8 protein-coding genes are annotated in these 11,764 nt (G+C 69.3%); 4 read left to right on the top strand and 4 right to left on the bottom strand.

Annotation, left to right across the window (positions count from 1 at the left end):
* Nucleotides 1–105 precede the first annotated feature (105 nt).
* Complete coding sequence (locus tag ACYVI5_RS11095) at nucleotides 106–975, top strand: PHP domain-containing protein (RefSeq protein ID WP_460580219.1); 870 nt, start codon at nucleotides 106–108, stop codon at nucleotides 973–975.
* A 35-nt stretch (nucleotides 976–1,010) separates the two neighbouring features.
* On the opposite strand, the gene ACYVI5_RS11090 is transcribed toward ACYVI5_RS11095, so the two are convergent.
* Nucleotides 1,011–2,465 carry a DEAD/DEAH box helicase gene (locus ACYVI5_RS11090; protein WP_460534449.1) on the bottom strand — a complete coding sequence of 485 codons (1,455 nt, stop codon included), beginning with the start codon at nucleotides 2,463–2,465 and terminating at the stop codon, nucleotides 1,011–1,013.
* Between the two features lie 307 nt (nucleotides 2,466–2,772).
* On the opposite strand from ACYVI5_RS11090, the gene ACYVI5_RS11085 reads away from it, so the two are divergent.
* Entirely contained in the window at nucleotides 2,773–3,489 is a 717-nt protein-coding gene (locus ACYVI5_RS11085) for a ferritin-like fold-containing protein (RefSeq protein WP_460534447.1), read from the top strand.
* A gap of 6 nt (nucleotides 3,490–3,495) precedes the next feature.
* Here the strand turns inward: ACYVI5_RS11085 and ACYVI5_RS11080 are convergent, their stop codons facing one another.
* The 3 genes from ACYVI5_RS11080 to ACYVI5_RS11070 are packed head-to-tail and all read right to left on the bottom strand — an operon-like array spanning nucleotide 3,496 to nucleotide 4,880.
* The gene (locus ACYVI5_RS11080; protein WP_460580218.1) at nucleotides 3,496–4,329 is read right to left on the bottom strand and encodes a tyrosine-protein phosphatase; all 834 of its coding nucleotides are present in this window, start codon (nucleotides 4,327–4,329) and stop codon (nucleotides 3,496–3,498) included.
* Nucleotide 4,330: 1 nt separating this feature from the next.
* Nucleotides 4,331–4,642, bottom strand: coding sequence for a hypothetical protein (locus ACYVI5_RS11075; protein WP_460534443.1), 312 nt, complete (start codon nucleotides 4,640–4,642; stop codon nucleotides 4,331–4,333).
* A gap of 13 nt (nucleotides 4,643–4,655) precedes the next feature.
* Nucleotides 4,656–4,880 (bottom strand): DUF3107 domain-containing protein, encoded by a 225-nt coding sequence (locus tag ACYVI5_RS11070; protein ID WP_460580217.1) that lies wholly within the window; start codon nucleotides 4,878–4,880, stop codon nucleotides 4,656–4,658.
* A 207-nt stretch (nucleotides 4,881–5,087) separates the two neighbouring features.
* On the opposite strand from ACYVI5_RS11070, the gene ACYVI5_RS11065 reads away from it, so the two are divergent.
* Together ACYVI5_RS11065 and ACYVI5_RS11060 are read left to right on the top strand one after the other, a co-directional pair.
* Complete coding sequence (locus tag ACYVI5_RS11065; RefSeq protein WP_460580589.1) at nucleotides 5,088–8,192, top strand: ATP-dependent helicase; 3,105 nt, start codon at nucleotides 5,088–5,090, stop codon at nucleotides 8,190–8,192.
* The gene (locus ACYVI5_RS11060; protein WP_460580216.1) at nucleotides 8,185–11,748 is read left to right on the top strand and encodes an ATP-dependent helicase; all 3,564 of its coding nucleotides are present in this window, start codon (nucleotides 8,185–8,187) and stop codon (nucleotides 11,746–11,748) included. The genes ACYVI5_RS11065 and ACYVI5_RS11060 overlap by 8 nt, the downstream gene beginning before the upstream one ends.
* The last annotated feature ends 16 nt before the right edge of the window (nucleotides 11,749–11,764 follow it).

Genomic DNA, 11,764 nt, shown 5'->3' with positions numbered 1-11,764 from the left:
GCGCTTTCGTGTGAACGTCCGCGCGCTGTCGCATGGACGTTCGCGCACTTTCGTGTGGAGGTTCGGGCACGCTCGGCGGGTGGTGCGCGGCAATACGATGGTGGGATGGCCGACGACCCACGGGATTTCCGTGCCCCGATCGATCTGCACACGCACTCCAGCGTCTCCGACGGCACCGAGTCGCCCGACGAGCTAGTCCGGGCGGCCGCCGGCGCGGGGCTCGGCACTGTGGCGCTCACCGACCACGACTCGACAGCGGGATGGGCGGATGCCTCGGACGCGGCATCCGACGTCGGCATCACGTTCATTCCCGGCATGGAGCTCTCCACGCGGTATGGCTGGAAGAGCGTGCACATGCTCGCCTACCTCTTCGACCCGTCGGACGAGCCGCTGGCGGCCGAGCTGGAGCGCATCCGCGAGGGACGCAGGAGCCGCGCGGAGACGATGGTCGCCCGACTGGCACTCGACTACGACCTGAGCTGGGACGACGTCATGGCACACACGGCTGCCGGCGCGACGGTGGGGCGGCCGCACATCGCGGACGCGCTGGTGTCCAGGGGTGTTGTGCCCGACCGGTCGGCGGCCTTCGCGACGCTGCTGCACCCGCGCGGCGGCTACTACGAGCCGATCTATGCGCCGACGCCGCTCGACGGCGTGCGGCTGATCCGTGGTGCCGGCGGGGTACCCGTGCTGGCTCATCCTGCCACCAGGGGTCGCGACGGGATCATCCAGGACTTCTACCTGCAACGGCTCATCGATGCGGGGCTCGCGGGCCTCGAGCTGGACCACAGGGGGAACACCGACGACGGCAAGATCGCACTGCGCGACCTCGCTGACCGCTACGGACTCGTACTCACCGGATCCAGCGACTACCACGGTGCGGGCAAGCCGAACCGGCTGGGGGAGTACACCACCTCGCCCGAGGCGCTGGAGCGCATCCTGGCGGAGTCCGCCTACCTGGCCCGCACTGCCTGAGGTGCTCGTCGCGCGGTCAGCGAGAAGTCCGCGGGCTACTGCGCCGCAGGCGCGCCGCCAGCTGGACGGCGGCGACGCCGCCGACGCTGCGGAGCGGCGTTGCCGTCGTGGTGCTGGTGGCCCTGGCCGTCGTGCGTGCCAGTGGCGACCTTCTCGGCGCCTGCCGCGGCATCCGCTGCGACGCTCGGCGAACCGGACGCACTCCTGGTGCGACGGCGGTTGCGCGACCGGCTCGACGAACCGGATGCCTCACCCTCGGCCCCCGACTCGGTCCGTGAACGAGGGCGGTCGCTCTTCACCGGCGGGGTCGGCTTGAGACGGCCCTTGGCTCCCTCCGGGATCCCGAGGTCGCTGTAGAGGTGCGGCGACGACGAGTATGTCTCGGTCGGCTCCGGCTGCCCGAACTCGAGGGCGCGGTTGATCAGTGCCCACTTGTGAAGGTCGTCCCAGTCGACGAACGTGACGGCCGTGCCCTCCCGTCCGGCGCGGCCGGTGCGGCCGACACGGTGCAGGTAGGCCTTCTCGTCTTCCGGGATCGTGTGATTGATCACGTGCGTCACGTCGATGACGTCGATGCCGCGAGCCGCGACATCCGTGGCGATCAGCACGTCGCGTTTGCCCGCGCGGAACGCGTTCATGGCACGTTCGCGCTGCTCCTGGCCCAGGTCGCCGTGCACCGCCGCGGCGTTGAAGCCGCGGTCGTTGAGCTCCTCCACGAGCTTCGCCGCGGCCCGCTTCGTGCGGGTGAAGATGACGGTCTTGCCGCGGCCCTCCGCCTGCAGGATGCGCGCGATCACCTCGTCTTTGTCCAGTGCGTGCGCGCGGTAGACGAGGTGCTTGATGTTCGCCTGCGTGAGGCCCTCGTCGGGGTCGGACGCCCTGATGTGGATCGGGCGCGTCATGAACCGGCGGGCCAGCGCCACGATCGGCGCGGGCATCGTGGCCGAGAACAGCATCGTGTGACGCGTTGCGGGCGTGAGGGAGAAGAGCTTCTCGACGTCGGGCAGGAAGCCGAGGTCGAGCATGCGGTCTGCTTCGTCGAGCACCATCTCGCGCACGTGCGAGAGGTCGAGGAGCCGCTGGCCGGCGAGGTCGAGCAGACGGCCGGGCGTGCCGACCACGATCTGCGCCCCCGCCTTGATCTGTTCGATCTGGCCCTCGTACGCCTTGCCGCCGTAGATCGAAACGATCGTGGTGGAGCGCCCAGAGGCGGCCAACTCGAGGTCTTCGGCCACCTGGATGGCGAGCTCTCGAGTCGGGGCGACGATGAGCGCCTGCACGCCAAGAGCGGGTTCGGGTCCGAGCCGCTGGATGAGCGGGAGCCCGAAGCCGAACGTCTTGCCGGTGCCGGTCTTGGCCTGGCCGATGATGTCTTGGCCGGAGAGCGCCAGCGGAATGGTCTGCTGCTGGATGGGGAACGGTTCGGTGATGCCCTTTGCGGCGAGTGCCTGAACCATGTCGGCATCGATGTTCAGATCGGAGAAAGTCAAGTGTTGTCTGCCTGTCGAAGGTGATGGGGCGGATCGAGGCGATCCGCGTGGCCGCGCCCGCACGGGTCGTCACGTCTTCACTGGGCACGGTGGCCGTCGATCCTGTGCCGACGGCGTGACTAGTCTACTGACGACTGAGCCGAGAGCAGAGCGAGCTCGCTCGCTCTGCCGAGGCGATGGAGTCAGTTGAGCGGCGAAGCCGCGATCACCCGCGACTGAGCCGAGAGCAGAGCTCGCTCGCTCTGCCGAGCCGACGGAGCCAGTCGGAGCGAGAAGCGCGACCAATAGGCCCCTAAACTTGGGTTCCGTGACACCCTGGTTCGCGCGCAGGACGCCGCCCGTCGATGCGCCGAAGCTCAAGCCGCGACGCGAACAGGCGGCGGGCACACGCGTGGACCTGCACGACATCGCCCCCGACCTGCTGCCTTACTTGGGTCAGGTCGCCTACTTGCAGCTGCAGGCCTTCGAGACGCTCTCCGGTGTCGTGCAGAAGGTGCCGTCGCTGACGAGCAAAGAGATGATCTCGCTGGCGGCGGGCGCCGCCCTCAGCAAGCACCAGTCAGTGGTTGCCGAGATCCGGAGGCACGAGGCGGAGCCGGCGGACGTGATGGCACCGTTCGCGCTGGCGATCGACGGGTTCCAGGCGATCACGATCGGCCGCGACTGGCAGGAGACGCTGCTCGCGGTGTACGTGACCGACGGGCTGCTCAGCGACTTCTTCATGCGCCTGGCCCAGGGGCTTCCCGGCGACGTGGGACCACGCGCGGCGAGCCTGCTCGGCGCGCAGGGCAGCACGGAGCAGCTTGCAGGCATCCTGGAACTGGAGATCCAGGCCGATGCCACGCTCGGCTCGCGGCTGGCCATGTGGGGCAGGAGGCTCGTCGGCGACACGCTGCTCGTGGCCCGTTCCGCGCTGAAGCTCTCGGGCAATCAGCGTTCTGATGAGGAGCGCATCGACCCGGTGTTCACGGAGATCATCGGGGCACACACCCGGCGGATGGACGCTTTGGGGCTCACCGCCTGAGGCACGTCACTCCAGCAAGAGCTCGCGCAGCCGCTGCTGCACGTCGGGCCCGAGGCCCAGACCATCCGTGAAATAGCCTTCGATGGTGCCGTACCTCTCGTGCATCTCGGTAAGCGCCGCCTCCAGGTACTCCGGTTCGACACGCAGGATGGGTTTCAGCAGATCAGGCTTGCCTCCGCGAGCGGCGAAGGAGTCGAGCAACGGCTTCATGGCGTGACGCAGGTACTCGTTGCTGAGCAGGTAGTCGTGGAAGACGGACTCCTTCGGAACCCCGAGGAGGCTGAGGAGCGCTGCCGTGGCCCATCCGGTGCGGTCCTTCCCGGTGGTGCAGTGGTACAGGGCGGGAAGGGTGGTCTCCCGCGACAGGTCGAGGAACAGCGTGCGGTAGGACGCGCGGGCGCTCGGCAACGAGACGAGGCCTCGGTAGATCTCCTCGAAGATCGCGGGGATGTCGGTCTTGGACAGCAGCCGACTCGCCTCGTCGGGGTGCGCGAAGACCTCGGGAATGCGCGCTGCCGCGGACCCGGGCGAGTCAGCGAGCACGTCGAGGTCGACCTCGGAGGTCGCGGGAGGCACCCGGTCCGGGTCTTCCCTCCGCTCTGTGGACGTCCGCAGGTCGAAGACCGTGTGCAACCCGAGCTGTGCGAGGAGCTCCAGGTCTGAATCCGTTGCGCGGTCCAGAGCGGTCGACCGGAAGACGAGGCCGAGGCGCACCATCCTGCCGTCCGTCGTTCGGTAGCCGCCGACATCCCTCAGGTTCGGGATTCCTTCGGTGTACAGCTCAGCACCTGGCACCGAGTCTGTGACGTCGTTCCGGTCGCCGGGATCTGCCTCGCTCACGTCAGGCGCCCGCTGAGGAGACGCCCGATCGAGTGAGGCGGTGCAGGCGCCGTTCGTCGCCCCTGGTGCGCAGCGCTCCCAGCAGCAAATCGATACCGACGGTCATGACGGCGGTGGCGATGAGCGTGATCCACCAGATCCAGCCGCCGTTCCACTTCAGGCCCGCCCACGTGAGCGCCACCCAGAGTGCGGCGGCGAACCCCGCGCCGAATGCCGGGACGAGCACGCTGCCGTGCGCGTGCCGGTAGGGGAGGGCGTAGCGGGCGATGAGGCCGATGATGGCGCCGCCCAGCGTGATGAACAGAAGCTCCATTGCTCTAGGAACGTTACGCGACGAAGCCGACCCGGCGGGATTCCTCGCTGCCGATCTGCACGTAGGCGATTCCGGCGGTCGGCACGATGAAGAGGCTGCCGTGCTCGTCGCGCAGTTCGAGCGTGCTCGAGTCGCTGCCGAGAGCCGCGCTGACGGCCGCCTCGACCTCTGCTGCCGACTGGTTCGACTCGAAACTGAGCTCACGCGGAGCGTTGACAATGCCGATGCGAATATCCACCTGGGGTGCCTTCCGACTTGTGTTCGCTGGTTGTCAGTCACACTACGGCAGCAGCGCGATCCGTTCCGCGCGGTTCACTGTCGGCAGAACGCCATCGCCGATCGCGGTCGGCTTGACCCTTGAACAGGCCCTCACTGCGACGAAAGCGAGCCTTCATCGCCGTGGCTCAGTCGCGTGTCGGTGGCGGCTCATAACGTGAATGGCGTGATGCACCAGAACCCGATCGTCGCGAGCGCTGCCGACCTCGACTCGTCGCAGCGAGCGGTCCTCGCGATGGATGCCGGGGCATCCGCCGTCGTCATCGGCGCACCGGGCACCGGAAAGACGACCGCGCTCGTCGAACTGCTCGCCGACCGGGTGCATCGCTGCGGGTTCGCCCCGGAATCCGTGCTCGCTCTCACGTTCGACCGTGCGAGTGCGACGCGTCTGCGCGACCGGCTCGGCCTGCGGGTCGGCGAGGCGGTGAACGGTCCCCTCGCGCGTACCGTGTCGTCGCTCGCTTTCGACATCGTGGCTCAGGCCGCGATCCGAGCCGGTTCCGAGCCGCCTACCCTGCTCACCGGGGCGGAGCAGGACGCCGACGTGGCCGCACTGCTGGCCGGGCACATCGAAGACGCAGCCGGGTCCGCCGGGCCTGTGCCCCAGTGGCCGGAGCATCTGGGCGAGGCGGTGCGCGGTCTGCGCTCCTTCCGCACGGAGCTGCGCGAGCTGATGGCCAGGGCGACCGAGCACGGCGTGACGCCGGAGTGGATGCGTGTGCTCGGCAGGGAGCACGGACACGCAGAGTGGGTGGCCGCGGCCGACTTCATCGACGACTACCTGGCATCCATCGCGCAGGCGCGACCCGACCAGCTCGACTCTGCCGAGCTGGCGCGTTTCGCCGTCGCCGCGCTGGAGCGTGGAGAAGTCAGCGACGCGGTGGCACGGCTGAGGCTCGTGGCCGTCGACGACCTGCAGGAGGCGACGCAACTGGGACTGGCGTTGATCGAGGCGCTGCGCTCGCGGGGTGTCACAGTGGTGGCGTTCGGCGACCCGGATGCCTCCACGAGCGTCTTCCGCGGTGGTTCGGCCGACGTAGTCGGCCGCTTCGCCGCGGGGATGCCCACCCACCTGCTTCGTGTCGCGCACCGGCAGCCACCGGTGTTGCGCGACCTCACGCGGAAGGTCACCGAGCGAGTGGGTACTGCAGGGGTGGTGGGCCATCGTGGCGCCCTTCCGGCCAGGGCTGCTGACGACTCGCTGGATCCGCTCCTCACCATCGAGGCGCCGACGCCCGCGCGAGAGTGGGCGGCCGTGGCGCGCGTGCTGCGGGAACGGCACCTCGTGAACGACGTGCCTTGGTCTCGGATGGCAGTCGTGGTGCGCTCCGGCGCGCTGATCGACGGGGTGGCGAGAGCGCTTGCCGTTGCCGAGGTGCCGGTGCGCACGACGAACGCGGCAACGGCCCTTCGCGACGATCCTGCGGCCAGGGCGCTGCTCGAGATGGTCGACCGCGGTATCGGCCGGTCGGCCCTCGACATCGAGTCGGTGACCTCCATGCTGCTCGGCCCGTTCGGGCGCCTGGATCGACTGGCGGTGCGGCGGCTGCGAGTGGCGCTGCGCACCGAGGAAGTGGCTTCGGGCGGCGTACGCGCCGCCGACGAACTCCTCGTGGAGGCCATGGCCGCGCCCGGTCGCCTCGCCACCATCGACCACCGCATCGCACGTGATGCGGACCGCCTCGCCCGCACGCTGGATGCCGTGCGCAAGGTATCCGCCGCGGGAGCGGGAATCGAAGAGCTGCTGTGGACGGTGTGGGAACGTACCGGACGCGGGGCGCAGTGGAGGCAGGCGGCGTCGGGGACGGGGGTGGCGGCATCCGAGGCGAACCGCAACCTCGACGGGGTGGTCGCACTGTTCACCGCCGCGAAACGATTCGGTGAACGCGAACCGGATTCGCCGGCATCAGTGTTCCTCTCCCGCGTGCTCGACGCCGACGTGCCAGAGGACAGGCTCTCGCCGACCCGCGTCGCCGAGTCGGTGCTCGTGGCGACGCCATCCGGTGTCGTCGGCCAGGAGTTCGACGTGGTGGTCGTCGCCGGACTGCAGGAGGGCGTCTGGCCCGACCTGCGCGTGCGCGGCACGCTGCTGAACACCGACGCCTTGATCAGGGCGGCGTCCGGCGAGCCGGATGCGGTGCTCGACGCCCGCAAGCAGGTCGCCGCCGACGAGCTGCGCATGTTCGCCGTCGCCGTGTCGCGGGCCAGCAGGCAGGTCGTGCTCGCTGCCGCATCCGATGATGACGAGTCGCCGAGCGTGCTGTTCGGCCTCGCGCCGACGGGAACGCCGGGGGTGGATGTCTCGGCTGCCGCGCTCACGTTGCGCGGGCTGACGGGCCGGCTGCGTCGCGAACTCACGCGAGGCGACGCGACGAGAGCCGCACGCGACGAAGCCGCATCCGCGCTGGCCGCGCTGGCTTCGGCGGGTGTGCCGGGCGCCCATCCGTCGCAGTGGCACGGGGTTCTCGAACCATCGAGCACGGCGCCGCTGTTCGATGACGACGAGGTCGTTCCGGTCTCGCCCTCGCGCATCGAAGCGATCGAGGAGTCGCCGCTCGACTGGTTTCTGGACGACATCGCCGGATCGAGCACGAGCACGTCGATGGGCATCGGAACCATCGTGCACTGGGCGATGGAGACAGTGGACGACCCGGCGGTCGACGCGTTGTACGCCGCCGTTCAGTCCCGCTGGAACGAACTCGTGTTCGAGGCACCGTGGATCGCTGCACGCGAGAAGCGCGCCGCTCGGCGGCTCGTGCAGGGCGTCGCGGAGTACCTCGCGGACGCAGAGCGTTCCGGAGCACGACTCGTGGCGGCAGAGACCGGGTTCAGCCTCGATGTCGGCCGTGCTCAGGTGCACGGCAAGATCGACCGGGTCGAGGCCGACCCTTCCGGCGGCATCACGATCGTCGACCTGAAGACCGGCAAACCGGAGACGAACGCAGCGAAGCTGGCTCAGATGCCGCAGCTCGGCGTCTACCAGCTCGCCTACGCCTCCGGGCAGCTAGACGCCCCGTGCGAGCCGTTCGCACCGCATCGCAGCGCTGGAGCGAAGCTGCTCTTCGTGCGCGACGGTGTGCGCGGCAAGGCGTATCGCGAGGGTGCGCAGGCGGCGCTCGACGAGGAGGGACTGGAGACGTTCCGGGAGCGCATTCGCCAGGCCGCTCAGGCGATCGCCGTCGCCGAGTTCGAGGGCAAGGCCGAGCTCGACGAGCACCGTCCCGGTTTCGCGGTGCGTCGGCTGCACCGGGTGGGAGCCGTCTGTGGTGAGTGAGCAGAGCGTGCTGAGTGAGCAGAGCGCGGTGAGTGAGCAGAGCGCGGTGAGTGAGCAGAGCGTGCTGCGTGAGCAGAGCGTGGTGAGTGAGCAGAGCGTGGTGAGTGAGCAGAGCGTGGTGAGTGAGCAGAGCGCGGTGCGTGAGCAGAGCGCGGTGCGTGAGCAGAGCCCGGTGAGTGAGAAGAGTGCAGTGGACGAGTTCGGTGCGCCGGGGCCGCGCAGCGCCGTGACGCAGATCGTGCGTGCGGATGCCATTGCCGACGCCCTGGGCACGCATCGGCCCACCGACCAGCAACGAGCCGTGATCGAGTCTCCGCTCGCGCCGGCACTCGTCGTGGCGGGTGCGGGGAGCGGCAAGACCGAGACCATGGCGTTCCGGGTGCTCTGGCTGCTTGCAAACCGTCTGGTCGAACCCGGCCAGGTGCTCGGCCTGACGTTCACACGCAAGGCAGCGGGGGAGTTGCGCGAACGCATCCGCGACCGAATAGCACGCCTCGCCGCCGCCGGAGTGATCGACGAACCCGACGAGTTCGACCCGCCGGTGGTCTCCACCTACAACTCGTTCGCGAACACCATCTACCGCGACAACGCCCTGCTTCTGGGACGTGAGGGCGACGGCGCGGTGCTGGGCGAGGCATCCGCATGGCAACTCGCGCGAAGCGTCGTGGTCTCCAGTCGCGACGCCAGGCTGCACGACCTCGACCAGTCCGTCGACCAGGTCACCCGTGCGGTGCTGCAGCTCGCCCACGAGCTGGGCGACAACACAGCGGATGCGGATGCCGTCGCCGCCATGGCCAGCGAGTTCGCCCGTCTCGAGGAACTGCCGAACGGCGGATCGGGCTCGTACCAGAAGGAGGTGGTCGAACCCGTGCGCGCCGTCGGGCACCTGCCGCTCCTTCTCGACCTGGCACGAGCGTTCGACGCGGAGAAGCTGCGTCGGGGACTCGTCGAGTACTCGGATCAGGTGGCGTTCGCGCTGCAGATCGTCGAGCGGTCGGCCGACGTGGCACAGGGCATCCGAGAACGGCACAGCGTGGTGCTTCTCGACGAGTATCAGGACACGTCCGTCGTGCAGACCCGGCTTCTGTCCACGCTGTTCGCCGGGCGGCCTGTGATGGCCGTGGGTGACCCGCACCAGTCGATCTATGGCTGGCGTGGAGCAAGTGCCTCGAACCTCGATCAGTTCGCGGCGGCCTTCGGTGAGCGTTCGCAGGAGCGGTCGAGTGCTGGAGCCGACAGCGACGGGGCCGGCCCTGGCGAGTCGGATGCCGGCGAGGTCCGGCGCTATGGACTCAGCACGAGCTGGCGCAATGGCACTCGGATCCTCGACGCGGCCAATCGGCTGGTACAACCCCTGACTGCTCGGTCCCGAGTCGCGGTCGACGCGCTCACGCCGTCGCCGGTGGCGAGCACAAGGGGCATCCGGAGCGTGTTCGCCGGGACCCTGGCCGAGGAGGCGGATGCTGCCGCCGTATGGCTGAAGGAGCGGCTTGCCGAGCCGGTTCTCGACGCAGAGGGCCGCCCGGCGCTCGACCCGCAGGGACGCCGTGCGGTGCCGAGCGCCGCGATGCTGTTCCGCTCCCGCGGGACGCAGGCCGCGTTTACGGCCGCGCTACGCGAGCACGGCGTGAAGTACCACGTGCTCGGCGTGGGCGGGCTGCTCGCCGAGCCGGAGATCGCCGACCTGGTCAGCGCCCTGCGAGTGGTGGACGATCCGACGGCCGGGTCCGAGCTGGTGCGGTTGCTCGCAGGCGCGCGGTGGCGCATCGGCGTGCGCGACCTTCGGGGGCTGCGCGATGCGGCGCGCTGGCTCGCCCAGCACGACTACAAGCAGCAGCGACTGGATGCCGGCGTGCGGGCCGCGATACGGGCCAGCGTGATCGACAGTGAGCAGGCATCCGTCGTCGATGCACTCGACGCGCTTGTTCACGCCCCCGACGGGCACAGCATGCTGCTGGGCATCTCCGAGGTGGGACTGGCGAGGATGCGCGACGCGGGCAAGTTGTTCGCCCGGCTTCGCGCTCGCAGTGGACTCGACCTCCTCGATTTAGTGACGCTGGTCGAGCACGAGCTCGGCCTCGACATCGAGCTAGCTGCTAACGAGTTCCGCACCGGCGGCCGCGGGGCAATGGATGCCTTCTTCGACGCGCTCGCCGACTACCTGGCGGTCAGCGAGACGGCCGGGCTGCCGGGATTCCTGGGCTGGCTCCGTGAGGCCGAGCAACGAGACTCGCTCGCGCCGCGGTCGGAGAAGCCCGAGCCGGGTTGCGTGCAGATCCTCACCATCCACGGCTCGAAGGGACTGGAGTGGGATCATGTCGTCGTTCCGCGGCTGGTCGAGGACGAACTGCCCTCGAAGCCGAACGAGGGCACCAACGCGTGGCTCGGGTTCGGGCGGCTGCCGTGGGAGTTCCGCGGCGATGCCGACGAGTTGCCGTCGTTCGCCTGGCGCGAGGCGATGACTCGCAAGGAGGTCAAGGAGGCCAGGCAGCGATTCAAAGACGAGGTGGGTGAGCACTACGAACGTGAGGAGCGGCGCCTTGCCTACGTGGCCGTCACGCGCGCCAGGCACTCCCTTCTGCTGACCGGATCGTTCTGGTCGACTCAGAAGCAGCCGCGACGCCCGAGCCGCTACCTGACCGAGCTGGCGGACGCCGGGATCGTCGCTCCTCTGCCGGAGGCGTCGGTCTACGACGAGAACCCGCTGGGCGACGGCGCGGAGCCGATCAGGTGGCCGATCGATCCGCTCGGGGGTCGCCGAGCGGCGGTCGAGCGCGCGGCTGAACAGGTGCGCAGCGCGGATCCGCGGCGTCGCGGTCGCTGGAGTCACGACGTCGAGCTGCTGCTGCGGGAACGCGAGCGGATGCTGCGGGCATCCGGCGACGTGGCGGTGCCGACCCGCGTGCCGGCATCCCGCTTCAAGGACTACATCGACGCGCCCGGCGAGGTGGCGGAGGAGCTGCGCCGGCCCATGCCGGAACGGCCGTATCGTGCCACGCGTCTCGGAACACTCTTTCACGCCTGGGTGGAGCGCCGTGCCGGTGTCTCGGGCGGTACCGAGGTGATCGACGCGTTCACCGCGGAGCTCGACGAGGACGCGCTCACATCCTCTGACGCCGACGGCGGGCTCTCCGGCGACCTGGTGGAGCGCGAGCGACTTGCCGCACTGCAGCGCACCTTCGAGCGGTCGCCCTGGGCCGGCCGGCAGCCGGTGGAGGTCGAGCGCGAGATCCATCTTCCGTTCGACGGCCATCTCGTGATCTGCAAGATCGACGCGGTCTACGAGAACGACGGTCGGTACGAGATCGTCGACTGGAAGACAGGCAAACCGCCGAAGGACGACGCCGACCTCGCCAGCAAGCAGCTCCAGTTGGCTCTGTACCGCCTGGCGTTCTCGCGGTGGCGAGGCATCGATCCGGGTCTGGTGGATGCCGCGTTCTACTACGTCGCCGACGACCGGATCATCCGCCCGACGGAACTTGTCGACGAACACGAGCTGCTGCGGCTCTGGCGCGCCAGCACTGGAGCAGAGGCGAGCGGCTTCGTCGCGGCGTGACCGTTACACAACCCGC

The organism is Humibacter ginsengisoli (assembly GCF_054780095.1).
Note: the sequence above shows the minus strand (reverse complement) of the source record. Positions and strands in the feature narration are given on the sequence as shown.